This is a genomic window from Paenibacillus sp. J2TS4, assembly GCF_018403245.1.
Taxonomy (GTDB): Bacteria; Bacillota; Bacilli; order Paenibacillales; family NBRC-103111; genus Paenibacillus_L.
The window spans coordinates 65490-91389 of record NZ_BOSH01000007.1 but is presented as its reverse complement, the minus strand read 5'-3'; the positions used below and the strand labels follow the sequence as shown (position 1 = coordinate 91389).

19 protein-coding genes are annotated in these 25900 nt (G+C 49.1%); 16 read left to right on the top strand and 3 right to left on the bottom strand.

Going from position 1 to position 25900, the window contains the following annotated elements; all coding sequences use genetic code 11:
• Positions 1 to 52: 52 nt before the first annotated feature.
• The 4 genes from KJS69_RS16250 (at position 53) to egtB (ending at position 5723) form a co-directional block, all read left to right on the top strand.
• Positions 53 to 1480 (top strand): NAD-dependent malic enzyme, encoded by a 1428-nt coding sequence (locus tag KJS69_RS16250; RefSeq protein WP_213584834.1) that lies wholly within the window; start codon positions 53 to 55, stop codon positions 1478 to 1480.
• 1216 nt (positions 1481 to 2696) lie between these two features.
• Positions 2697 to 2912: a hypothetical protein gene (locus tag KJS69_RS16245; RefSeq protein WP_213585032.1), complete on the top strand. Its 216-nt coding sequence runs from the start codon at positions 2697 to 2699 to the stop codon at positions 2910 to 2912.
• A gap of 308 nt (positions 2913 to 3220) precedes the next feature.
• Positions 3221 to 4309 carry an FUSC family protein gene (locus tag KJS69_RS16240; protein WP_213584833.1) on the top strand — a complete coding sequence of 363 codons (1089 nt, stop codon included), beginning with the start codon at positions 3221 to 3223 and terminating at the stop codon, positions 4307 to 4309.
• Positions 4310 to 4439: 130 nt separating this feature from the next.
• Positions 4440 to 5723, top strand: coding sequence for an ergothioneine biosynthesis protein EgtB (gene egtB, locus KJS69_RS16235; RefSeq protein ID WP_213584832.1), 1284 nt, complete (start codon positions 4440 to 4442; stop codon positions 5721 to 5723).
• A gap of 160 nt (positions 5724 to 5883) precedes the next feature.
• Here the strand turns inward: egtB and KJS69_RS16230 are convergent, their stop codons facing one another.
• The gene (locus KJS69_RS16230; RefSeq protein WP_213584831.1) at positions 5884 to 6390 is read right to left on the bottom strand and encodes a GreA/GreB family elongation factor; all 507 of its coding nucleotides are present in this window, start codon (positions 6388 to 6390) and stop codon (positions 5884 to 5886) included.
• A gap of 750 nt (positions 6391 to 7140) precedes the next feature.
• Here KJS69_RS16230 and KJS69_RS16225 point away from each other — a divergent pair.
• The 10 genes from KJS69_RS16225 (at position 7141) to KJS69_RS16180 (ending at position 21833) form a co-directional block, all read left to right on the top strand.
• Positions 7141 to 9012, top strand: a complete 1872-nt coding sequence (locus KJS69_RS16225; RefSeq protein ID WP_213584830.1) for an SLC13 family permease — start codon at positions 7141 to 7143, stop codon at positions 9010 to 9012.
• Between the two features lie 134 nt (positions 9013 to 9146).
• Positions 9147 to 11504 (top strand): helix-turn-helix domain-containing protein, encoded by a 2358-nt coding sequence (locus KJS69_RS16220; RefSeq protein WP_213584829.1) that lies wholly within the window; start codon positions 9147 to 9149, stop codon positions 11502 to 11504.
• 336 nt (positions 11505 to 11840) lie between these two features.
• Complete coding sequence (locus tag KJS69_RS16215) at positions 11841 to 12818, top strand: ABC transporter permease (protein ID WP_213584828.1); 978 nt, start codon at positions 11841 to 11843, stop codon at positions 12816 to 12818.
• Between the two features lie 14 nt (positions 12819 to 12832).
• The gene (locus tag KJS69_RS16210; protein ID WP_213584827.1) at positions 12833 to 13717 is read left to right on the top strand and encodes a carbohydrate ABC transporter permease; all 885 of its coding nucleotides are present in this window, start codon (positions 12833 to 12835) and stop codon (positions 13715 to 13717) included.
• Positions 13718 to 13863: 146 nt separating this feature from the next.
• Positions 13864 to 15387, top strand: a complete 1524-nt coding sequence (locus KJS69_RS16205) for an ABC transporter substrate-binding protein (protein ID WP_213584826.1) — start codon at positions 13864 to 13866, stop codon at positions 15385 to 15387.
• Positions 15388 to 15803: 416 nt separating this feature from the next.
• Positions 15804 to 17462, top strand: coding sequence for a cache domain-containing sensor histidine kinase (locus KJS69_RS16200; RefSeq protein WP_213584825.1), 1659 nt, complete (start codon positions 15804 to 15806; stop codon positions 17460 to 17462).
• A 13-nt stretch (positions 17463 to 17475) separates the two neighbouring features.
• Complete coding sequence (locus KJS69_RS16195; RefSeq protein ID WP_213584824.1) at positions 17476 to 18231, top strand: response regulator transcription factor; 756 nt, start codon at positions 17476 to 17478, stop codon at positions 18229 to 18231.
• 122 nt (positions 18232 to 18353) lie between these two features.
• Complete coding sequence (locus KJS69_RS16190) at positions 18354 to 19952, top strand: extracellular solute-binding protein (RefSeq protein ID WP_213584823.1); 1599 nt, start codon at positions 18354 to 18356, stop codon at positions 19950 to 19952.
• A gap of 85 nt (positions 19953 to 20037) precedes the next feature.
• Positions 20038 to 20937 (top strand): ABC transporter permease, encoded by a 900-nt coding sequence (locus KJS69_RS16185; protein WP_249730558.1) that lies wholly within the window; start codon positions 20038 to 20040, stop codon positions 20935 to 20937.
• A 17-nt stretch (positions 20938 to 20954) separates the two neighbouring features.
• Entirely contained in the window at positions 20955 to 21833 is an 879-nt protein-coding gene (locus KJS69_RS16180) for a carbohydrate ABC transporter permease (RefSeq protein WP_213584822.1), read from the top strand.
• 178 nt (positions 21834 to 22011) lie between these two features.
• On the opposite strand, the gene KJS69_RS16175 is transcribed toward KJS69_RS16180, so the two are convergent.
• Complete coding sequence (locus KJS69_RS16175; protein ID WP_374706648.1) at positions 22012 to 23124, bottom strand: nitric oxide synthase oxygenase; 1113 nt, start codon at positions 23122 to 23124, stop codon at positions 22012 to 22014.
• A gap of 256 nt (positions 23125 to 23380) precedes the next feature.
• On the opposite strand from KJS69_RS16175, the gene KJS69_RS16170 reads away from it, so the two are divergent.
• Positions 23381 to 23614, top strand: coding sequence for an AbrB/MazE/SpoVT family DNA-binding domain-containing protein (locus KJS69_RS16170; RefSeq protein WP_306434413.1), 234 nt, complete (start codon positions 23381 to 23383; stop codon positions 23612 to 23614).
• Positions 23608 to 23958 carry an endoribonuclease MazF gene (gene mazF / locus KJS69_RS16165; protein WP_249730557.1) on the top strand — a complete coding sequence of 117 codons (351 nt, stop codon included), beginning with the start codon at positions 23608 to 23610 and terminating at the stop codon, positions 23956 to 23958. The genes KJS69_RS16170 and mazF overlap by 7 nt, the downstream gene beginning before the upstream one ends.
• Before the next feature lie 470 nt (positions 23959 to 24428).
• On the opposite strand, the gene serS is transcribed toward mazF, so the two are convergent.
• On the bottom strand, positions 24429 to 25718 hold the full coding sequence (gene serS, locus KJS69_RS16160; protein WP_213584820.1) for a serine--tRNA ligase: 1290 nt from the start codon (positions 25716 to 25718) through the stop codon (positions 24429 to 24431).
• Positions 25719 to 25900: the final 182 nt, after the last annotated feature.

Here is a 25900-nt window from a genome sequence, read left to right as displayed (position 1 = left end):
GATACAACCTTGGAAACGAGAGCAGATTAATGAGGTGAGGTGAAGTTAAGCTATGCAAAGAAAAGCGGCAGAAGCCAGTACAAGCATTGTCTTACGTCTGGAAATCGATAAGCAACAAACGTCCTTCGGACAGATCGCGACCGCGATTAGCGACACCGGAGGGGATATTATCGCGGTCGACGTTACCCGTGCAGGCAAAACAACGACGACGAGAGATATCACCGTTCAACTGACAGACGCCTCTCTTACCGATTCGATGGTGAAAAGCGTCGCTCAACTGCCCGGGGTCAAGGTGATCAACGTCTCGGACTCGACGTTCCTGCTCCACTTGGGCGGCAAGATCGAGGTCACGCCCAAGATCCCGATCAAAAACCGCGACGATCTGTCCCGCGTCTATACGCCGGGTGTGGCTCGCGTGTCGATGGCGATCCACGAGAACCCGTCCCGCGCCCATACGCTGACGATCAAGCGCAATACGGTGGCGGTCGTCTCCGACGGCACCGCCGTGCTCGGGCTAGGGGACATCGGTCCGCTCGGGGCGATGCCGGTGATGGAGGGGAAGGCGATGCTGTTCAAGCAATTGGCGGGCGTAGACGCCTTCCCGATCTGCCTGGATACTCAGGATACGGAGGAGATTATCCGGACGATCAAGGCCATCTCCCCGGCATTCGGCGGCATCAACCTCGAGGACATCTCGTCCCCGCGCTGCTTCGAGATTGAGCGGCGGCTCACCGAGGAGCTCGACATCCCGGTGTTCCATGACGATCAGCATGGAACGGCGGTCGTGCTCCTCGCCGGCCTGCTCAACGCGGTGAAGCTGGTCGGCAAGCAGCTCGCCGACTGCAAAATCGTGCTGTGCGGCCTCGGCGCCGCCGGCATCGCTTGCACGAAGATGCTGCTGGCCGCCGGCGCGCAGAACATCGTCGGCGTCGACCGCTGCGGCGCGCTCGTTGCGGGGACGACGTATGCTCATGAGGCGTGGAACTGGTACGCCGAGCATACGAACCCGCACCGCGAGGAAGGGCGCCTCGCCGACGTCATCGCGGGCGCCGACGTATTCATCGGCGTGTCCGGCCCCGGCGTGCTCCAGGTCGACGACGTGAAGCGGATGGCGCCGGACGCGATCGTGTTCGCGATGGCCAATCCGACGCCGGAAATCGCCCCCGAGGAGGCGGAAGGCTACGTGCGCGTGATGGCTACGGGGCGTTCGGACTACCCGAACCAGATCAACAACGTGCTCTGCTTCCCGGGCTTGTTCCGGGGCGTGCTGGATTGCCGGGCTTCGCGAATTACGGAAGGCATGAAGCTCGCGGCGGCACGGGCCATCGCATCGGTCGTCGGCGAGGATGAGCTCAACGAGCTGTACATTATCCCGAGCGTATTCAACCAGAGCGTAGCCGAGAAGGTCCGGGAGGCCGTCATCGATGCCGCCTACGACGAAGGAATAGCCCGACGGAGCGATTTCCGCGAGCCTAAGTAAGCCTTGCAGGATGTCTTGCGACATGCTTAATGAAGCTTGGGGGCGGAGTTTGTAATTAAGCCCTATAATGAAGCTCGTGATAAGGTGTAATAAGGCTTGTAACAGCTTATAGTAAAGCAAGTTAGCGGAAAGTTGCGAGCTAAGATACAAATTTACACAGCTACTATGCTGAAGAGATGCTGGTCTGCAATCAAGGAGAGCTGCATCCAGAACAGTCGCTTACCGGAAAGACTTCAAAGAGAAGTCCATTTTTCGGGGAGCGGCTGTTTTATTTTGAGGAGCGTTGTATTTCCGTTACAGGGGAAGTCGATGGGCTACCCTATCTTACGGGTAATTCCGTTCTGACAATGTTCCAATACCTCTTAGGTTAGCTTACCTTCTACCTTCTACCCTCTGCTCCTATGGAACTCTACATTCTGTTGCGGTATTCAGGCTACCCCCAGCTTATGGAAACTCTATGTTTCTATGATAGATTTACAGGGTAAAGATAAAGTATCTAAAAGTCTGGGGAATTAAGGCGCATAAATGCACTTCAAATTGCCGATTTTCGATGTTTATCTCATTAAGGTGCAGAACTGCCCTTTAATCTCTCCTTTTATGAAAAATCTCCGATTTTCGGTAAATTAGGGTGCACTTATGCACCCCGTTTTCCAAAAGCGAAGCAAAACCTGAAATCAAGTGCACTTTTACCCCTTATTTTCCAAGGCGCTGCTTGTACAGACCCGCAGCCTGAGCGGGGAGCCGGCATTGCGTCAAAGACAGGCAAAAATGCATGTCGATTGGCAAGAATCCGGCAAACATCGAAGAAGACGTGCAAAAGTGCATGTCAATTGCCATCAAAATCAGAAATTCGGCCGAACGGCCAAATTTACCCGCATTTTTGCGTTTCATTAGCCGATTTCACTGAATTTCTTCCAAATGACCTGCATATTTGCAGATAGCTGCAGCCATTCATCGGATTTCTAAATCTCCAGGTCCGGCAACAAAGAAGAAAGCTTGGAACCGGAGAAGCGCAAGCTGCAAACGGTTGTTGAAAGCTGCTTTTTAATAGAAAGGTAGTTGCTATGAATCCGCTTTTCACAGGAAAACAAACAATTCCGATTGTTAGGTACGAATGTCCTCGATAGGGAAGTAATTCCATAGAACTACTTTTGCTTCAAAGGACTAGGAGCAGCTTCATCTTAATATCTAAAATCTACTTAAGGAGGTTAGGACCATGGCTTCTTATAACAATGAAGATTTGAAAACGGTTATTCGCCAGGAGGTGCTTGATGAGCACAGAGGCACGACGAGAACGATTGAGGAAGTAGTGAATGGATCGATGGCTCCCGATTTGAAGGAAATGAAGGAGCACGGCAAAGCGATGGAGCGGATGAAAACGAACTCGGAGCTGAAGAACGACGGGCTGATTCCGGATCCGATTCAGGAGTAAAGGGATATTGGGAGTAAGGGACGTTCGATGAGGGCGCTGAATAATTCGTGTTTCACCTTACACTTTTGGCCATTCAGATGCAGCTCAGATGGCGCAGCCGACCGGCTGCTTTTTTGTGGCTTCCTGAAGGGCCTGGCCGCCTGTATTAACCGTCCAGGGGCCTAGAAATAAGGGTCAAAGGACGTAATGCCAAAAGCCCGCTTTGCCAAACGATCCCCAAATCGTATAATAGGAAGAAGAGCTTGAAGCTCTGGGAATAATAGGTAAATAAAAACTCTCCACAGACAGAAACAAGGGGGAACCTAACGATGGAACTGGGGGCGCGGGTGCTTAAAACCGGGGTCGCCGTCACTCTGGCACTGTACATCTGTGCGCTGATGGAATTAACTCCTGCTCTTATTGGAGCGGTTGCCGCTATCCTTACAATGCAGCCTTCCATATACCGATCCTGGAGACACATTCGCGATCAGGTGCGGACGAATGTGCTGGGTGCGGGGCTCGCCCTGTTGGCGGGGCTATTTTTTAGTAACGAGCCGATTGCGATTGGCATGATTTGTATTGTCGTCATCATGATTTGTCTTAAATTAAAAATGGAGTCCACCATCGGCCTGACTCTGGTAACCGTCATCGCTATTATGGATGTGGCGGGGGACGCGTCCGTCCACTGGTCTTTTGCCGTTAACCGGTTTCTAATCATTATGATCGGGATTGGCTCGGCCTTCCTTGTCAACATAGCTTTTTTTCCGCCTCAGCATGAAAAGCATTTTCTTAAGCAGGTTCAATCGGTCTTTAGCCGGCTTTCGCTTCTGCTCCGCAATTCCATATTCGATAAGATCAAGGAATCGGTCTACAAAAAGCAGAGGGAAGAAATGCTGAAGGCACTGCACAAGCTGGAGGACATCTATGAGATGTTCGAGGAAGAGCGCAAAAAGCTGGGCAAACGCGGCAAGCGCGGCAAACGGACGCTAAATGATGCGCGCCTGCTTCTCGTCTACAAACAAATGCTCCGAACGCTCAGAAAAGGATTAGACCTGCAGGAAACGATCGGCCGTTATTATGTTCATTTGGCGGACAGCTCCATGGATGAACGATTTGACCGGCAAATGGAGGAATTGATCAAGCATCATGAGCTGGTGCAGTTGAAATTTGAAGGGAAGCTTAAAGTGGAGGGAACGGTTCCGAATCGTTCGGAAGCGAGCAGCGAGTCCTTTTTACAAGAGATGATGAAAAACCGCTCGCTGGATGAAGAGCAGCTGTCTCGGGTCATCTTGGTGGCCGCTACGATGTACGATTACGGCTGTCAGATAACAAGGCTGGATCGGGTTGTCAACCATTATATGGACAAAACCAAGTCCGCTAAACCTTCCCGCGAGGACAAGCGAAGCGAAATAGAATAGAAATACTGGCCTTGTGTACAAGGACCACCTTATGGATGTAGATAACAACAGGAACAGATGCAGATTACGATTAGGGGCGGATGCCGCTAAAAAGAACGAGGAACTAGCTCTTAAGAGAAGGAGGAGGATTATGGAATACGCTAAGCGCACCGAAGCGAGCTTTGCGCCCGGAAGATGGCTGCAGGAGAAGTATGCGTTAATCCGGGCAACGACGGAACGGTTGGCAGATCCGCTGAAAGCGGAGGATTATGTAGTGCAAGCTATGGGGGAGGTCTGTCCTCCCAAATGGCATTTGGCCCATACGACGTGGTTTTTTGAAGCCTTCGTGCTGCAAAGATATATGGAACGTTACGAGCTGTATGATCACAGTTACATATCGCTTTTTCCTTCCGGATTATTCGGAGATTTTCATGCACCGCCTCAAGGATTTGGTCTGCGTCCGACCGTAGAGGAAATTTATCGCTATCGCCAGTATGTGGACCGCAGCATTATGGAGTTGCTGGGCACGGTTGATGAGGAACGGCTTGTGTGGATAACTCCTTATCTTGAGCTTGGATTAAATCATGAGCAGCGGCATCAGGAGCGGCTTGTGGCAGACATCAAGTACAACTATTCCGTCGATCCGTTAAAGCCGGTTTACCGGGAGCGCAAGGAGACCGGTTTGCGGGTCCTTCCTTATTTGACCTGGCATCGGTTCGAGGAAGGGCAGGCGGAGATCGGTAATGACGGGCCGGGTTTCGTCTTCGATAACGAACGGCCCAGACATAAAGTATGGCAAGGAGGATACCAACTGGCCTCGCAGCCGGTAACGAACGGCGAATATTTGCAGTTTGTGGAGGACGGAGGCTATAAGCAATCGAGGCTGTGGCTGGCCGAAGGCTGGGAGTGCGTGCAAAAGCACGGCTGGGAAGCCCCCCTGTATTGGGAGAAAAGGGACGGCGATTGGTGGAACTTTACGTTGTCCGGCATGCAGGAGCTGGAATTGGACGAGCCCGTCTGTCACGTGAGTTATTATGAAGCGGATGCTTACGCGCGGTGGGCCGGCCGCAGGCTGCCGACCGAGGCAGAATGGGAGATCGCGTTCGCACCGGTTCGGATGGAAGGGAACCTCGCAGAGTCCGGCTTCTTTCATCCAGCTCCCCCTAGCAGTTCACATGGTGAGCTACTGTTGCAAGGATACGGCGATGTGTGGGAGTGGACGATGAGTCCTCACCTTCCCTACCCGGGAAATAAGCGCTCCAAGGGGCTGCTCGGAGAATATAATAGCAAGTATATGAGCAATCGGATGGTATTGCGGGGAGGTTCCTGCATAACGCCCGCAGGCCATATCCGACCAACCTTCCGCCATTATCTCCTTCCGGAGCAAAGGTGGCAATTCAGCGGCATTCGTCTCGCGGATGATCTGGAGGAATAACCTGTGAGACAGTTAGTAACCCTATTATCCCCAGTCATTTTGTGTTTCTCAAATGCAGCGTGTTCCGTACAACCGAAAAGTACGGCGAGCAGGGATTGGACGTATAATGCTTGACTGTATAAGAGCCGTTCCTTGGACGGCTCCTCTTCACGAACAATGCTCACTTTCTTAATTCTTCTTCCTCAAACCGGATGTCGGAAATGATCGAATCGGTCATCGTCTCGCTTACTCCGGGCAAGGCCGGTAAATGAACGGTTTCATTTAGAGAAGCCAGCAGTAACTGCATACCGATTGGGGAGAGAAAGGATAAGTTTCCGGTGCTCGGATCCGCGTCATCAGGCAGGCAGATCTTGTACGTCTTTCTTTCGTTATCGGCAGGCTGCCGCAAAGTAACCGTACTCCCGATCAGCACCTTGGGAGGCAGGTCGGGTGAATTCCCCGCAAGCCCGAAGACAATTTGCTCCAGTTCGGATACGTACTGATCCATCCATGCGACAGTGGCGGATCGTTCTTGCGGTTCAGTAGAAGCAGACGGAAAATAGGTATCGAGCACACTCATCTGCTGCTCGTCAAAAAAGACTAGCTGATCGATCAGGCGGGTTCGAATTTGTTCTGCGGTTCGACTGTCCATGGCAAATCTTGGCGCGCAAGACCCGTGCTCCGGCATGGGAGGAAACGCCTCTCCTTTCCTGTAGAATAGAAAGTGGCACTAAAGAAAGGGATCGTTCCGTTCCGAAGGAAAGTGCCTCCGAAGCTTCAAACATCATACTCCTTCCCCAAAAAGTGAAGATGAGCTTCGTAGTGAAATCCGTCCGCACCGTAACACGGTCGGCGTCTAAACCCTCCTCTAAGCGCGGTCGATCCCCCTGACTTTGCTTCGAAAAAGGTTTATACATTACTTTTCGGGGACCCCGAAACAACAGATTCCTTCTATATGGATGGGCCATCGGATGGTAGGAATACAAAGCCAAAACTCGCCCTGGAAGCATCTTTCTTTCTCCACTCCACGATCTATGAATTCTTTAGTTCAATTTATATAAAACATCCGACAGTTTCGGACTTTTTTTTCATCATACCACCTTTTTGAATCTCCGTCGATAGTCCTGTATTTAAATAAATGGGAGGTACAATAGTCGCGTTATTTAACGGAAAATGGCTACCCGGCCATGACGGGATTATGGTAAACTCATGAAGGGCCCCCTTTCCAAATGGTGGGAAGCGGGGCTTGAATTTTGTCTATATTTCCTGGGAAATTGTCGAGGATTGTCTTTAAGCGTCACTCCGAAGCTGGTAGAAATCCGTGTTCGGCCATAACCGAGAACTTCACTTATGGAGTTACTTCACGAGGGGGCCTGGTTTGACCCCTACTATTAATTAATACACGATTAGAGATTTGAATCTGGGGAGGATGGCTTTTTTGAATGCGCAAATGATCGTGACCCTGCTGCTTTTGGGTGCCGCTTCGATTCTTTTTATTATCGGGAAGGTGCGCTCCGATTTGGTCGCGCTTTGCTCGTTGGTGGTCTTGGTGCTGCTGGGGATATTGACGCCCGGAGAAGCTCTGGCCGGCTTTTCCAACTCGGTTGTAGTGATGATGATTGGATTATTTGTGGTGGGGGGCGGGATTTTCCAGACCGGACTAGCCCGGATGGCCAGTCAGCAGTTATTGAAACTGGCCGGACCCCATGAAATGCGGCTGCTGCTGATGGTCATGGCCGTTACAGCGCTGCTTAGCGCGTTTATCAGCAACACGGGTACGGTTGCGGTTATGCTGCCGATTGTAGTCAGTCTGGCGGCCGAAATCGGGATGAGCCCGGCGCGTCTCCTGATGCCGCTTGCTTTTGCCAGCAGCCTGGGGGGGACCTTGACGCTTATCGGAACTCCGCCAAATCTGGTCATAAGCGAGACGCTGACCCGATTCGGATATGAGAAGCTGTCTTTTTTCGCCTTTACCCCTATAGGATTGGCAGCTTTAATTATCGGGATGATCCTATTAATCGGGTTGACGAAGCTGTTTCTCGGCACGAAAAATGCGGAGGGGGCGGACAAGGAACCCCGCCGGCGTTCGATGCAGGAACTGGCCAAACATTATCAGCTGGCCCAGAACCTGTTCCGGGTGAGAGTACGGCAGGATGCGGGAATAACGCAAAAATCGCTGCTTGATCTGGAGATTCCGTCCAAATACGGTGTACATATCCTGGAGGTTCGGCGAAAGCAGTCGCGTAAAAATCCATTCTTCAAGTCGCTTGCCCCAGAAATAGCCGGTCCGCGAACGGTCATTCAGCCGGATGATATTTTATACGTCCGGGGATCGATGGAGCAGGTGAAGCATTTTGCCGATTCATGCGGTCTCGAGCTGATGGACCCGCAGCAAACCGAACGGATGAACCGGAACGAAACCGGGACGCTTTTGTCGCAGGAGGGAGGAATCGCGGAAGTTCTGCTTACCCCCGATTCCAAATTTATTAATCAGCGTATCCAGGAATCCGGTTTTCGGGAGAAATACGGTCTGAATATACTGGGGATTATGCGGAAGGGAAAGTACATTCTGCATAATCTGAATGAAGAAAAGATGCGCTTCGGCGATGCCCTGCTCGTCCAGGGAGCTTGGCAGAAGATCCAGTGGCTTTCCCGGGAAACGACCGACTTTGTCGTTGTAGGACAGCCGATGGAAGAGGCCGGCACCATGACGAGGAATCATAAAGCGCCTGTAGCCGCAGGAATCATGCTGATGATGCTCATTCTGATGACGCTTGAAGTGTTTCCGGCAGTCATTACCGTCATGCTGGCCGCGATCCTGATGGTCGCTACCGGCTGCTTGAGGAATATGCAGGAGGCCTACAACACAATTAACTGGGAAAGCATCGTCCTCATTGCCGGAATGATCCCGATGTCGAGCGCTCTGGAGAAAACCGGGGCCGCCCAATATATTTCCGAAAGCTTGGTGCAAGGCTTAGGCGGATTCGGTCCACTCGTCCTGTTGGCAGGAATTTATTTTGTCACGTCGTTCCTGACCTTATTTATTAGCAACACGGCAACGGCGGTTCTCTTCGCACCTATAGCGGCAACGGCCGCCATCCAAATGGGAATCAGCCCTTATCCGTTCTTGTTCGCGGTTTCTTTGGCCGCCAGCATGGCATTCGCCACTCCGGTCGCTTCGCCGACCAATGCTCTGGTGATGGCGTCAGGAGGGTATTCCTTCGGGGATTACGTCAAAATCGGATTGCCCCTGCAGCTGTTGATCGGCATTCTTATGGTGCTGCTGCTTCCCGTCTTTTTTCCGTTTTGACGATGCAATGGGATGGAAGCTTTCAGACAGTACCAGATCAATAATGCAGCTGTATATTGTTAACACGATGCCCTTATCCTGAGCTTTTGAATTCAATAACATTTTCAGTGATAATGGTCGCGGAGGGAATTGACGTGAACATCATTCGTATGTACAGATCCCGAAAATATTTACGCCGGATTTTGCTGGCGGTGCTTACCATTCCTTTCGTTTTGGTGACGATTTTCTCTATTATTTTGTATATGAACTCCCGGGATACCGCTTTGAAAATCCAATCGGAAGCCGATCGGAAAATATTGGCGCAGATTAACTATAACATTATGTCCATGAATGAAATGGTGGAGAATCTGGCCAAATCCGTCTATCTGGACACCGATATGGTAGCTTTATTATACGGGCGGGACGAGAACATCTTCGAGCTGCCCTCCAAGATGCTGAAGCTGGAGAAGCTGGTTTCTTCCACGTCCTTTTTGCATTCGATTATTATTTATAACGCTAATACAGAAAAATACTATTCGACGGACTCCTTGTTCCAGCAGAATGCCAATGGGGAGAGAGAACGGTTCGACCGGTTCCTGCATACAAGCGATTCCGTCCGCCGCCTGCAGCTCATTCCTATCAGCTACGATAAAGATTCAAGCGCGGAAGGTAAAGTATCCAGCATCGATTTGTTCGGCTATTTAATGTACGGTTCGGAAGAATCCCCGGCGGATCACTCCTCCAGCATGGTTATTCTGGTCGTCAAGCCGGAATGGCTGTTCGACAATCTGGAGATGCTGAACGGGCTTAGCGGCTACGGGGAGAACAGCATTGTGATCGTCAATGATAGGGGCGAATATTACACCCGCAATCAGCTTCCGCCGGCGATTGATCCGGACGAATTAGGGGAAGCTCTGCTGACCGACCAGCCGGGAAGCTTCGGGCAATTTGTCCGCACGATCCAAGACAGCTCTCACCTGGCCAGCTACATGCATACGGATGTATACGGCTGGACCATTGTCAGCATACGGCCCTATGAGGCTGTGCTCGGCAGCATTTATCAAATGCGGGGGCATTTTATCCTCATCACCGTTCTATTCCTGCTGCTATCGCTCATTGTCGCGTTTCCGGTCTCACGAAGGCTTTACGGTCCTCTGGAGAACATTCTGAAGCAATTAAAGCAGGTTCCGCAGTCGATGTTTGCCGGAATGCGCACTGGAGTCCAGGACGAGATGAAGTATCTTTCCCAGCTGCACACCCATGTTTTCCGGAAAATGGACGAGTATGAACGGGACCGGGATGCCAAACGATCGATCGTTATCAATTATCAGCTGCGGAAGCTTATCCTGGACAGCACGGCCGAGAATGAGCAGACCTTCCGGCAATGGATCGCCGACGGGCAGCTCCGTATTGCCGAGTCCGGTCCTTATGTGCTTATCGTTATGAAAATCGATGACTACGAACAATATTTACAGCTGTCTTCCGCCGATAGAAGACTGCTCTCGTTCGCGGTCGGCAATATTTCGGAAGAATTGCTGTCGAGTCTGGCACCGGTGGAATTCGTCGATATGAAGAACGATCAATTCACCCTGCTCGTCAGCGGGGCGGGAATGGAGTCGGAGCTTATGGATGGGCTGGTCCCTGCTCTCGAGGAGGTTCAAGAGACCTTGCACCGGCTGTACCGCTTGTCTCTCACCGTGGCGATAAGCCAGCCCGCCGCCGATTATCGGGAATGGACTTCGCGATATGGTGAGGCTTTGCGCAGTGCGGCTTACCGGATGGTGTTCGGCAAGCGCTCGGTGATTACTCTGGAACGGATCCGGGAGAAAGCGGGCAGCGATACCTTCCCGAATACGGCCGATTTGGAGAAGAGGCTTACGGAAAACCTGAAGGCCATGCGAACAGAAGCTCTTGCCGCCGATTTGGACGAGCTGTTGGACCAGGCCGCCCGTTCCAATATCGAGAACATCCAGCATTGGATTCTTCACCTTCTTGTTGTCATTCGCGGCACAATTATGGAGATTAACAATAACCGTCTGCTTCCCGTCGATATGGACTGGCAGGACGGGTATCGCCGGGTACTGGACGCCGAAACGCTGGAGGAAGTCCGCGACCAGTTCCTTAAGATGTTCGCCAATCTGGAGGAGCATCGGCAATCCTCCAGTGAGGAGAAGAAGGATGCGCTGGTGGATACGATTCGCGAATTGATAGATACCCACTATATGGACATGGATCTCAGCCTGCAGAGCATTTCCTCCATGCTTAAGATGTCATCGGCATATGTCGGGAGGCTGTTCAAAGCCAATACATCCGTCACCGTAACGGAGTATATCCATAACGTAAGGCTGAACAAGGCTCTGGAATTGCTGGAAGGGGAAGATTACAGCATCAACGAAGTGATGGAGCGTATCGGGTATCGTACCCAAAGTCATTTCTTCAAGCTGTTCAAGAGCAAATACGGAACGACACCGCGGGAATACCGTTTGAAGAGAAGCTTGCTCGGGCACAATTAGAGGCGTTGCCATTAAATAGAATATAAAGCCGTCCGGACTTATGCCGGACGGCTATTTCCGGTTCCCCAAGGTTTCCTTGGAGTCATCAAGCATAAGATCAAAGGCTGAAAATCGTCGGCCTTTTTTTGTTTGGTGTTTAGACGAATGGATATGATTGCCGGCTAATTCCCTTGAAATAGCCGGCTTCAAGCCCCTAATTGTCGCTATTGAGCAGTAAAGTACAAAATGAGCAGTCCCTTTCAGAACAAAAGTACGATCTTTCCAGTTTCGTTTTCCGGGCGGCTCCGCTATAGTTCGTACAGAAGCTGAAATTTGCTTATGACTTGGGGTGAAATTATGGATAAACCAACATCAGGCGGAACGCCGCAAGCGGTACCACTGCGTTCCCGGCCCCGCGGCAAGCTGGCCCGAGAGTGGGAGCAGTTCAAAAGAAATAAAGAACTGCTTTTTCTTTCCTTGCCCGGAATTCTAATTAAGCTTGTGATCAACTATTTGCCGCTCATTGGCTTGATCGTTGCTTTTAAACAGTATCGCTTTGATCTCGGGATTTTTGGAAGTGAGTGGAACGGCTTAAACAACTTCAAGTTTTTCTTCTCTTCGGAGGCCGCTTTCCAAATTACCCGAAATACGGTTCTCTATAACCTCGGCTTCATTATTATTACAACCACGGCTGCACTCATTCTCGCCGTGCTGATGAATGAGGTGTCTGGACGGTTTGTGAAGGTGTACCAAACGGCTTTGTTCTTCCCATATTTCTTATCCTGGGTAGTTGTCGGTTACATTACCCTGGCTTTTCTGGAGCATGAGAAAGGGTTCTTGTACCATTTGTTCCTCTCCTTCGGGTGGGATCCGGTCCAATGGTATCAGGAGGCGGACAAATGGCCGTATTTGCTTAACGGAGTCCAGCTGTGGAAGGCGGTAGGCTTCTCCACGCTCATCTATTATGCGGGCATTATAGGTATCAATCCCACCTATTATGAGGCGGCCAAAATTGATGGAGCCTCCAAGTTCCAGATGGTCTTCCGCATTACGCTGCCGCTGCTGACGCCGCTCATTATCATTTTGTTTATCATCGCCGTAGGCGGGATGTTCCGGGCCGATTTCGGACTGTTCTATTTCATTCCGAACAACTCCAGCTTCCTGTATACGACGACCGATGTTATCGACACTTATGTTTATCGTTCGCTGCGTGATTTAGGCGATGTCGGAATGAGCGCCGCCGTTGGTCTGTATCAATCCGTCGTCGGGTTTATTCTAGTACTGTCGACCAACTATATCATCAAGAAAATCAACAGCGAAAACGCATTGTGGTAGAGGGGGGCTCGTGAATGTCGACTGACAACCCGAAATGGGCACAAGGAATCATTCATTTGTTTTTTATCATCATTACCTTGTGCATGGTGGTGCCGCTCCTGCTTGTTGTCTCTATTTCATTCTCGGATGAAGAAGCTTTGATTCGCGGCGGCTATAAGCTGTTTCCCGAGCAGTTCAGCTTGACGGCCTATCAAACCGTCTTTAAATACCCGGCGCAGCTTCTTATGTCTTACGGCGTGACGATCTTCGTCACGGTCGTAGGTACGGCCGCGGGCTTGCTGCTGACCGCGATGATCGGCTATACGATTTCCCGCCGGGATTACCGCTACCGCCGGATTACGACGTTTTATGTCTTCTTCACCATGCTGTTTAGCGGCGGATTGGTCCCGTTCTATATTATGATGACGAAGTACCTGCATTTGAAGGACACCATATGGGTGCTGATCATCCCTTATCTGCTTAATCCGTTCTATGTCATGATTATGAAGGGTTTCATGGATAAGATGCCGCTCGAAGTGATCGAATCGGCCAAAATCGACGGGGCCAACGAGTGGAAGATATTCTTCAGCATCATTCTGCCGCTGGCTACGCCGGCGCTGGCCACCGTAGGGCTGTTTATCGGCTTCACCTACTGGAACGACTGGTGGCTCGGCCTGCTGTTTATCGACAATGAGCAGCTCGTGCCTTTGCAGCTGCTGCTGTATCGGACAATGAATTCGATTGAGTTTTTTGCGACGAATGCCCAATACATTAGCGGCAATATCGATCTATCCCAATTCCCCAGCCTGTCCACGCGGATGGCCTTGGCGATTCTGGGAGCCGGTCCCATGCTCTTTGTCTTCCCATTCTGCCAAAAATATTTTGTCAAAGGGATGACGGTCGGATCGTTGAAGGAGTAATTTCTCGAGGATGTTTTATGAAACCGTATTGGCAAAAGAGCGGAATCCGCGATAAGGAGGTGATGATCGGGGACCGGATTCCGCTCGCAAGCTTCGCTTTCCCAAACGGTGTAATTATATAATCATTTAATAGGAGGTCATAAGCTATGTCTAACAGAAATAAATGGACATCAGGTTTGACTTTGCTGCTTTCCTCGGCTCTGCTTTTAAGTGCATGCGGAGGCGGCAAGGAAGAAGGAGGCACATCCGGATCGGGCTCCGATTCGTCGGATCAAGAATTGAAACCGGTTGAACTGAGCTGGTATTATCCCCAATGGAGCACCCAGCCGGATCTGAAGTCGGTAGAGGACGCCGTGAACAAAATCACCCAGGAAAAAATCAATGCCACGATCCGCATGAAGCCGATCGATGGCGGCAGCTACGGGCAAAAGCTGAACACCATGGTGGCTTCGAACGAAAAGTTCGACATCGCCTGGACGTCGTTCTGGATGTTTGACTATGCGCAGAATGCCCGTAAAGGAGCTTTTACCGAGCTTGATGGGGCTATGCTGGACAAGTATGCTCCGAATTTAAGGAAGACGCTTCCGGATGTCGTATGGCAGGCCTTGAAGGTGGACGGCAAAACCTACGGCATTCTCAACTATCAGACGATTACGAACAGAGAAGGATTCCTGATTCAGAAGAAATATGTCGACAAGTATGGCATTGATCCCGCAGCCATTAAAGAAGTGAAGGATATGGAGCCGTTCTTCGAGAAAATCAAGGCGGACGAGCCGGGAACGATTCCTTTCTCCATGACGCGCGGCGGCAAATTTGAAGTGATGAAAACATCCTTCAACAATCTGGAGTTTATCTCCAACCAAGCGCTCATTGGCATTTATCGCGACGACGCCGATCTGCGTGTCGTAGACATCGCGACTACTCCGGAGTATAAAGAATATCTCGAATTGATGCATAACTGGTATAAGAAAGGGCTGATCAATCAGGATGCCCCGATGCTCAAGAGCGACAAAGAAAATTTGAAAGTTGGCAAAGTGGCTTCCTTCTTCCATAACGTGCTGAAACCTGGCCGGGAGCAGGAGGAGAAAACGGCATTCGGCGGCAACGAAGTAGTAGCGATTCCAATTACGGAGCCGTTCGTCGGAACGAATACGATCATCCAATCCATGCAGGCTATCAGCAAAACGTCGGCCAATCCGGAAAGGGCGCTGATGTTCCTGGATCTGCTTAATTCCGATCCGGAGCTGCTGAACCTCGTCGCCTTCGGAATCGAGGACAAGCACTATACGAAAGTGGACGAGAACACGGTTAAACCGATTCCTGACGGAGGGTACGATCCTAACCAAACCTGGGTTTTCGGTAACGGATTCATCTCTTACCTGAGGGAAGGACAAGAACAGGAGATTCGCGACCAGACGCTGCAGGAGAACGAAGCCGCCCAGCCGTCCCCGATTCTCGGATTCACCTTCGATCCTCAGTCGGTATTGACGGAGATCGCCAACATCCAGGCGGTGGGAGATCAGTTCGGACCTCCTTTGAATACGGGTGCGGTCGATCCTAATGAAAAGCTGGAGGAATTCATCAGCAAGCGTAAAACAGCTGGCATCGGCAAGGTCGTAGAGGAAGTTCAGAAGCAGCTGGACGAGTGGAAAAAGCAGAACAAACAATAATTCGATAAATTTATAGGGCATAAAACATTAAAATCATTAAGAAACATAGGCATCATGAACGCAAGAATGTAAGTGTAAGCACCAAAGAAGCAGAAAAGCATGGGTATTAAGTAAGCAGAGAAAGCATAGCTTCAAGCAAGCATAGGCAGTACCACACCGCAGCTTGGCGAACAACCGCCGCTGCGGTTTTTTTTATCGCATCAGAGCGGGAACTTTAGGTTTACTTAAGCAGTGAAGTGATATGATTGAGCTTTTAAGTCTATGAAAAAGGAAGACTATAATGTCTACCCGGCAGTGATGAGATTATGGTAAACTTCATGAAGGTCCCCTTTCCAAATCGTGGGAAGCGGGGCTTCTTCCTGTATTAAAATAAATTTGCAGCTCCCATCAATTCAATGCAATGGAGTGGAAGCAACATGAGAGGCATGAAGCAAATGTCGGTTAAGCAGAAATTAACCCTTTATTTTATAGTGTTCTTCTGCGTGCCGTTTCTACTTATTGGATTTATATGGAATTTTGAATCGACCAGGACGATCGAACAAAGTGCAATTTATTTTAACGAGCAGTTAGTCCAGCGGTTGAACAATCAATTGGACGATTATTTTAGAGAAATCAAGGTGGACACACAGAATCTTCCGGGCCATCCGTTGATCCAACAGTTTATAAAGCTGGATCCAAACAATTCCTATGAAATGTATCAGATCAAAAAACGAATTAGTGATGAATTATACCCGGATATTAATTATAAGCGCAAGGATATCGTTTCTTTTTACATGTATTCTGTCAAAGGAGGCGTTTTTGGCGATTCCGCGCGTTACAATCTGGATCAAAAAATTCTTGATAGTTTGCAAGAAAATAGCTTTACCATAAACGGCATTGTAAGCACGAACTGGAGTGTAGTGCCGGCTTTTGTTACGGTTTCCCGCCTAATATATGACAATGTCACCTTTCAGCCTGCCGGCGTTATAGTATTCGTATTAAAGATGGATCCGCTATTATCCATTGCGGATGTAGAAACATTCGGCAAGGAAGGCTATATTACTATAGTTGACGCCGAGAACCGTTATATTTATCACCCGGATAAAGCTAAATGGGGGGAAACCCTTTCGGAAGAGCGGCTGGCTAAATTATCCTCTCCGCGAGGGCAATTTGTTGAGCATTCGATCAATGGGAAAAAGAACATCGTTTATAACGTCTCCCATTTTACTAAGCTGACCATAATATCCGAAGTGTCATTAAAACATTTGATTGGAAATTTGGCGGATTTAAGGACGATTACTCTGTTGATCGCAGCAATAATTTTGGTCTTGGCCTTTATTAACTTCAATAAGATGCTTCTCGAAGTTAAACGGCTTGTGGAAGTCATTCATATCTCCCGGCTGAAGGCAAAGGAGAGTGAGCTTAAACATAGAGATGCGACTCTGCAGGCTCTTCAGTCACAAATCAATCCTCATTTCTTGTACAATACATTGGAAGTTATTAATTCTCTTGCAGTTATTTCCAAAAATCGCTCCATCAGCAGTATGACGGTACGGCTCGCGAATCTGTTAAGATACAGAGTCGGAAATCCCCAGCAAATTATTCATCTGCGGGAAGAGATCGACCACGTAAGCAATTATACTAAAATACAACAAGAACGTTATGAAAAGCTCGAATTCAGCCTGGAGATAGAAGAGGAGATGCTGGATAGAGTGGCGTTGTTCCGCCTAACGATTCAGCCGATTGTGGAAAATTCATTCTTGCATGGATATGAAAATCATGGACTTCCTTCAACGGGGATATATATAACCGGAAAAGCCCATCAGAGCTATTATTCCCTGATTGTCGCTGATCGAGGTCGAGGAATGAGTCCTGAATTAATGGCAAAATACAATGAAGCTTTCGAATCGGTTTCGGAGCAGCAAATGCTGGATAGCCAGGTCAAGTTATTCTCGAATATTGGACTCTGGAATGTTCATAGCCGGTTGCGGCTAAGTTTCGGCGCTCCTTTCGGGCTGACGATCGTTCGTTCTAATGAGAAGGGGACCGAAATAGAAATCAAGCTTCCATATTATTCTCATGCAAATCTTCAATAAAGAGGCGATAACCATGCTTAAAGTTATGATCGCCGACGATGAGCGGCTGGTCAAAAAAAGTTTGCGGGTATTGATTGAAACGGAAAGCGAAGGCTTTGAAGTGGTGGTAGAGGCGGAGAACGGGCTGGAAGCGCTCCGACTGGCTGAGCAATTCTCCCCGGATCTAATCATTACAGATATTCGTATGCCGAGTATGGATGGGCTCGAATTGATTCAACAGGTGGGAGCGCGCCGAATGAATGCCGAATTCATCATCATTTCGGGTTACAGTGATTTCGCTTATGCGCAATCTGCCCTGCGCTACGGCGTCACGGATTATATTCTTAAACCGGTCGATTCCGATTATTTTCTTACGGTTCTGCAGAACGTCCGAAACAAGCTGCAGGACAAGCTTCCAACCCATACGGATGCGCTCCGGCTGGAAATAGAAGACCATCATTATCAGTCCATGATTAAGGAAGCCTTGGCATTCTTGGAGCAGCATTATGCGGAGCCGGAATTTTCCGTGAAGGATGCTGCCGCTTATTTTGGGATCTCTTCCAATTACTTCAGCACTTTATTCAAGAAGCTTACCGGAATATCCTTCACACAGTGCTTGACCCAGCTTCGCATTGAACAGGCCAAGAAGCATCTGCAAAAACCATTCATTAAAGTGTACGAAATCGGTCAGCTTGTAGGCTACGAGGATTACACCCATTTCTCCAAAACGTTCAAGAAATTAACGGGATGTTCCCCCTCTGAATACAGGAAAAGGTGGAAGGAGCATTAGGCTAAGAGCAAAACCCATAACTTCGGTATTAATTCCATGTTCACTAGTTCGACGGGTTGCTACAATTATTTCTACAAGGGCCTTTGCGATAATAGATGACATGGGAGGGGCATACAGAAGATATGGGACGTCGATCGAAATATATGCTGGTTACCGGATTGCTATCCGCAATGACTGTAGTGGCAGCTTGCGGCGGAGGATCCAATGGCCAGGCGGAAGGCAATACACAAGCAGGCAAAGAAGTGCCGGAGGGCGCAGGCGAGAAAAGAGAAATCAGCATTCTGCTGTCTCATAACAATTATCAATTCGCGTCCAGAGCGCCGGAAAGTGAGAAAGAGCTTTATTATAAAGAGCTCGAAAGACTGTCGGGATACAAATTATCGTTTGAATTTTTAGGCCATGCGGACGATTACAGACAACAGCTAGCTCTCCGCTTCGCTTCAGGCGAATTGGCTGATCTCGTACGCACAGCGAGTATCGATTGGGATGTGCATGCGGGCGCTGTGGATCAGGGGGTTTTCCTGGAATTAGGTCCATTAATTGACCAGTACGCCCCGAATTTAAAGAAAAGTATCCCGGAAGTAGCTTGGAATAGTCCCAAAGTTTCGAAAAACGGAAAAATATACGGTATCCCTTTATCGATCGGAGTGCCGGCTGACCGCATCATCATGTATCGCCAAGACTGGCTGGACAAGCTGAATATGGAAGTGCCGGAGACGCTGGAAGATTTCTTGGAATTTGCTGAGGCTGTCAAACAGAACGATATGAATGGAGACGGAGACCCCAACAACGAATATGCGGTTTCCCTTACGGACAACTTGGCCTGGAACGATGTCTTCAGCGGATCATTTGGAGTAAGACCGGGCGCTTGGCATATGCGGGACGGTCGTCTGGAGCCGGATATCATTCAGCCAGAAATGAAAGAAGTGATCGCTTTTTATAAACAAATGTATGATGCCGGTTACATTCATAAAGATTTTATAACAAAAAAGCAAGCGGATCGCACAGGCGATGCCTACAAAGGGTTATATGGAACTTGGGGGGCTGCCGTCTATCAGTACCCTGGAAACAGCAAGAAAGAGAATTACATTGATCAACCGGATGCCAAATTGACGATGGCCGCGCCGCCTAAAGGTCCGCGTGGAGAAAACTATCTGCAATTGGAAAACGACCAGATTTTTTTCGTGCTAGTCATTCCCTCTACTACGAAAAATCCGGAAGAAGTCATCAAGTTTCTGGAGTGGACCTACACGGACCCGGAAGCTGACAAGTTTTTCACTTACGGAATAAAAGATCATAACTATACAGAAGTAGACGGAAAAATTGTATTGGACCCGGAAGCGGAGGCTAACCAGGGAGGAACACTTGGTTTTGTCCGTGTTTCGCTCAATATGCGTGAACTCGGGGAAAACAGCGAGTCCGTTATCGCCATGCAACCGGATAGCGATGTTTTAATTGCAGGCTATAAGCTGTCGGAAGAAACAACCATTACGAATGATGCCATGTACTTATCGAAACTGGACGCTTTTGACGGACGCCCAGAGTTGTCTGTAGGATTTTCGCCGGGCAATTTGTTCTATGACACGTTTGTCAAGCTCGTTATGGGAAGAGAACCGCTTGATTCCGGATTTGATAAGTTTGTAGAGGAATGGAAGAGCCGGGGCGGGGAAGCAGCGATTCTAGAAGCGACTGAATGGTACAACGAATTTCATAAAAAGTAATAGCTATTAAAAGGAGGTCCTGGCCAAAGCAGAAAGTCGAGGCGGGGCTTCTTTTTATTTCCGTCTGAGAAAGGAGATTGGCATATTGATTCGTAAACCTAAATCGTTGGATCCTTATGTATTATTCCTAATCGCACTCCCGGGCTTGCTGCATTTTGTCGTTTTTAAGTATATTCCCATAGCCGGAAATGTAATCGCCTTTCAGGATTATAACTTATTTCAAGGTTTTATCCATAGCAAGTGGGTCGGGTTAAAACATTTCATCTTTATGTTCGATTACCCTGAATTTGCAATGGTATTTAGAAACTCGCTGAAGCTGGGCCTATACTCGATTCTGTTCGGGTTCCCGGCGCCGCTCATTCTAGCTCTGCTGTTAAATGAGATCAGGGTCAGTTGGTTTAAACGGATGACCCAAACGTTGCTCTACCTTCCGCATTTCTTGTCGTGGGTTATAGTAGGAGGAATTTTTACAGAAATTCTCGCCAACGGCGGAACCCTAAATTCTTTATTAAGCCGCTTTGGTTATGAACCTATTTCGTTTCTGACTGAACCGAAATATTTTCTTGGCATTTTGATCTCATCCGGTATTTGGAAAGAGGTCGGTTGGTCGACGATTATTTATTTAGCTGCGCTTACCGGCATTAATCCTAATTTATATGAAGCCGCGATGGTGGATGGAGCGGGACGGTGGCGCCAAATGTGGAGCATTACGCTTCCCTTGTTAGTGCCCGCCATTATCGTTTTGCTGATGCTTCGCATTGGGAATTTGTTAGATGCTAACGTGGAGCAGGTGCTGTTTTTCCTCAATCCGTTAGTCAGAGAAGTAGGAGAAGTGTTTGATACTTATGTGTATCGAGCCGGATTAACGGGCGGACAGTACAGTTATACGACGGCGATAGGTATTTTCAAAGCGGTCATTGGCATCGTCCTCGTCGTTTCTCTCAACCAGTTCAGCAAGAAAACGACTGGCGAAAGCATATATTAGGAGCGGAGGGATAGAACATGAACCTGCATAAATCGGAAAAATCGTTTCAATTCACAAACGGAGTGTTTATGATCTTGCTCTGCTTAAGTATGATCGCTCCCATGATTCATCTGCTCGCCATTTCGTTAAGCAATCCCATCTATGCGGAGGCCAGACTGGTTTATTTATGGCCCAAAGGATTTAATTTGGAGGTCTATAAAAATCTTTTTCAAATGAATGACATGTGGCGGGCGATGGGAGTAAGTGTCTTTATAACGGTAATGGGGACTTTACTCTGCCTGGTGCTTACCTCTACTCTCGCATTTACATTGACCCGGCCGCAAATGCCGGGACGCAAGTGGATTTTGCGGCTCATCCTGTTTACGTTCATCTTTCCGGTGCCTCTGATTCCGAGCTTTCTTGTAGTCAAGTCGCTGGGAATGATGGACACATTATGGGCATTAATCGTGCCTGGGGCTCTGGGTGCTTACTTCATCTTTATTACGAAAACTTTCTTCCAGGGGATATCATCGGAATTGATCGACGCAGCCAAGATCGATGGAAGCGGTGAATTGGGTATTCTCACACGCATCATCCTTCCCTTATCCACGCCTGTTCTCGCCACCATTGCGTTGTTTCATGCGGTAGGCCAGTGGAATGCGTATTTCGGCGCTTTGATCTACATTCGATCAGTGCACTTGTATCCGCTGCAGTTAAAGCTGCGCAATATGGTGCAGAATAGTGTGGCTGATTCTGGCTTGGACGGCGGCTATCAGTTGGATACAAGCATGATGCAAACTCCGGAGATGATGAAAGCAGGCGCTATTATTTTTTCTACCATCCCCATCTTACTTGTCTATCCGTTTTTGCAAAAGTATTTTGTGAAGGGAGCTTTTCTGGGATCATTGAAAGAGTAGCGAATAGAGCAGCCGGGACAGGAGAGGGGCCCGTTGTGGCCCCAAAAAAGGGCAGGCGGGTAGCGTAGCAGAAATAAAGCCGTTAAGCGTTAAACGTTAAACGCTGAGCTTTAATTCGTCCAGAATTTCGGCAAGAGGTCTGTGTGCCAGAGCCTGCTGGTAGACATAGACCACTTCTTCACTCGTAAGGCTTCGGCTGATAATAATAGTTAGGGGAGTCGACCCGATCCTCGTAGGTACTGTGAAAAATATCCGTCGTTGCCGGAGAAAGCGGCGGAATGAGCCAGGACCATCTTCCCGTAACGCAGCGTCCTTCCCTTTCCTCGATCTTCTGAAAGACTCCGAATTGTTGGGCAGCCGTATGATGATCGACAATGCTGACCTTGCTCGTTCGGAAAGAATGCAGCACAGCTACGTTCAACTCGACCAGCGCCCGATCCTTCCATAATGATCCGCTCGAGGAGGTATCCAGCCCCATGGCTTCGGCCACGCGAGGCAGCAGGTTATAGCGGGACTTGTCGGCCAAGTTGCGTGCTCCGATCTCCGTTCCCATGTACCAGCCGTTAAAAGGAGCAGCCGCATAGGAAATGCCGCCGATTTCCAGTCTCATATCGGAAATAATCGGGACTGCGTACCATTTGACTTCCATGCCTGAAAACAGATCGAGCTCCGGATGATGGATCGGAACCTCCTTGACGATCTCTCCCGGAAGCTCGAAGAGACGTGGCTTCCTGTCGTGACATTGAATGACCAGAGGCAGCAAGTCGAACGGGGTCCCTTCTCCTCTCCAGCCTAACGAAGTACAGATCCTGGTAAAATCGACCGATGAGGGGTCGCCGATCACACCGCCGTCCGGAGCTTCATAGCCCGCATAACGAAGCAACTGGTGGTTCCATAGGCGAACCGGCTCCTGATTGCGAACGGTTTGCTTAAATATAGTAATGGCCGAGCGGATTTCTCCGCCATGGGTAGCAAATTCGATATGACGCAGAAGTGCCTGATAAATGGCATCTTCAGAAGTTAAATTACGGGCATCGAACACCTGCAGCCGGTTCCAGAACAATCGGCCGATGCAGCGATTGGAGTGGCGCCAAGCCATTTTGGCCCCATGCACAAGCTCTTCATAAGTATGCTCATACGATCCGTCCCGGTTAATTTCATTCTGAACCTGCTGAATCCTCAGCTCCGTATCTTCCATGGTTTTGCCCAACTCGCGGTAGCATTGGCGGATGAACTGCTCGGCTTCCTGCTTTAACTGGTCTTCCATTTGATGTACTGCCTGGCTATCCATGGTAGCGTCTGCCTCCATCGCAAATTTCGTGCCGGCGTGTCTTGCCGCACCCACATTTTCTCATAGGCTATCGGATAAGCGCGGGCAAGTCAATGTCTGGCACAAAACTGTAACAAAGGGAGGATTAAGTTCAGGGCTCCGACAGGTGGTTTTATCCTATTTCGTGGGATATTTCGTTCTTTCTCGTATATACTATGTATATACGAGAAAGATGGACGGTGGTATAATGAAATCAAATGATAAGAAGGTGATAATCGTGAAAATTCAAAAATGGGGAAATAGTCTTGGTATCCGAATACCAGGATCGTTCGCAGAACAATTGAATATTAACGTAGGTTCAGAAGTGGAGCTGCTTTTAAGGAATACGGAGATGATCATACGGCCCATTCGTAAGAAGCCAGAGTTAAAAGACCTTCTATCACGAGTAACGCCAGAAAACAGACATCAGGAAATTAATTATGGAAAACCGGAGGGGAATGAAATTTGGTAGCAGCAGACATAAAGGAACGTCCGTTTCCGGAACGTGGTGATCTGGTCTATATCAATTTCAATCCACAATCTGGCCACGAACAAGCGGGTGAACGACCGGCGATAGTAGTATCGCCATATGAGTTCAACGTGGTAACAGGATTTGCCGTCGTTTGTCCGATTACCGATCAACAAAAAGGATACCCATTTGAAGTACCGCTGCCGGACCATTTAAAGGTAACAGGATGTGTTCTTGCAGATCAAGTAAAAAGTTTAGATTGGCGTGCCCGGCGAATGAAGTTTAAAGCTATCGCTCCATCTAATGTTATTGAAGAAGTACGAGATATCATCCATACATATATTTAAAAAAGCAATCCTTACTATTGTTCTTATGCCTCCCTTGTCTGTTCAAGAAACAAGAATATGGAAGAGATATGAAGAACGTATTTCAGGAGTTGTCACAAGTAAAAAGCGGGAGACTCTTGAAGGTGTCAAGAACCTTTTAGAGTGGAATTAAAAAGCTTCCCCGTTTTATTGCAAATTGTGAATATAAGGAAAAGATCATTACTGTAAGTAGTAATCTGGACATCCTCGATTTGTTTTCAAACTAACCTACCGGGTAACAATAATTCAAAATCAAACCCGGCTTCCGCGACATCGTTAGCCGTAACTGTCTGACGTCATAGATAATTAAGTGTATGTCCCTTTCGTTATATACATATAAACAAAGAAGAGTGCTTAATAGCACTCTATCTTTGCAAAAAGTTTTGATAAGTTGGCCGCTTAACTGCAGATTTCCCTTGGAAGTTTATTTGAGCATGCGATGGTCACATTTTCTATGTTGTCATGTTCGGCCGCAGCTCGCTGAGTCCGTTCATATATTTGCGGAGAGCCATGGGAAGGTAGACGCTGCCGTCCGCTCTTTGATGATTTTCCAATAGCGGGATGAGAATGCGCGGCGAGGCAACCGCCGTATTGTTTAAAGTATGGCAGTAGCGCGTCTTCCCATCATCGTCGCGATACCGAATATTCGAGCGCCGCGCTTGGAAGTCGAGCAGGCTCGAGGACGAGTGAGTTTCCCCATAGCTGTCACGGCTCGGCATCCACGATTCAATATCGTACTGCTTGTAATTTTTTTGGCTCATATCCCCGGTGCATACGGCCACGACCCGGTAAGGAATTTCCAGCAGATTCAATAAATCCTCCGCATTCTTCGTCAGCTCCTCTAACAGTTGTTCCGAAAGCTCCGGATCGTTCCGGCATAGAATGACCTGCTCCACCTTGGCGAATTGATGAACGCGGTACAGCCCTCTGACATCTCTGCCTGCAGAGCCCGCCTCCTTGCGGAAGCAGACCGAGACTCCGGCAAGCCGAACCGGCTCCGTCATATCGATAATCTCATCGCTGTAATACGAAATGAGAGGGACCTCCGAGGTGCCGACCAGCCATTTGCCCTCCGATGGGATTTCGTAGGTCTGATCCTGACCGAGCGGAAAAAATCCCGTATTCCGCATCGTCTCTTCCCGGACGATAAGCGGCACGTCCATAACCGTGAAGCCGCGCTCCATCAGCAAATCAATAGCAAGCTGTTGAACGGCCCTATGCAGCAGAAGCCCCGCCCCTTTGAGAAAATAATTGCGGGTTCCCGCCACTTTAACCCCTCTGGGCAAGTCGAATAAATCTAACTCTTCTCCAAGCACGACATGGTCCTTTATTTCAAAATCAAAAGCAGGAGGGCTTCCCACTCTCCTCAGCTCCACGTTGTCCGCATCGGACAGGCCGCTCGGCGTATCGGGCGATACCGGATTCGGGACGAGCATCAGGAGCGATTGATACCGCTGGTCAAGCTCCGACCAGACGGCTTCCAGTTGTTTTAACTCGAGATTGATCTGTCTGACTTCCTCTTTCAGCCGCTCCGCCTTGGCCTGATCGCCCGTTCTCATGCAGGCGGCGATTTGTTGGGAGCGTTCATTTCTGTCTTTCCTGTTATTTTCGAGTTCCAGCAGCTTTTGCAGCCTATGGCGGTCTACGTCCAACAAATCGTCCAAGGAAAGATGGATCCCTTTCTGGTCTGCGACTTGCTGAAGCTGGGCAGCGTTGTCTCTGATGTAACGAATGTCCAACATAATGATCTCTCCTTTTGAAAAAAAACAAAAAGCGCCCTCATCTTTGGGACGAGGAGCGCTGCTCGCGGTGCCACCCAACTTGACCGGCGTCCAGGGACGGCCGATCCATCTTGGTTCCGCGGTAACGGCGTGGGACCCGGTTTACTTAGAGAGGACAAAGACATGGCTTCGTGCGGCTAGTT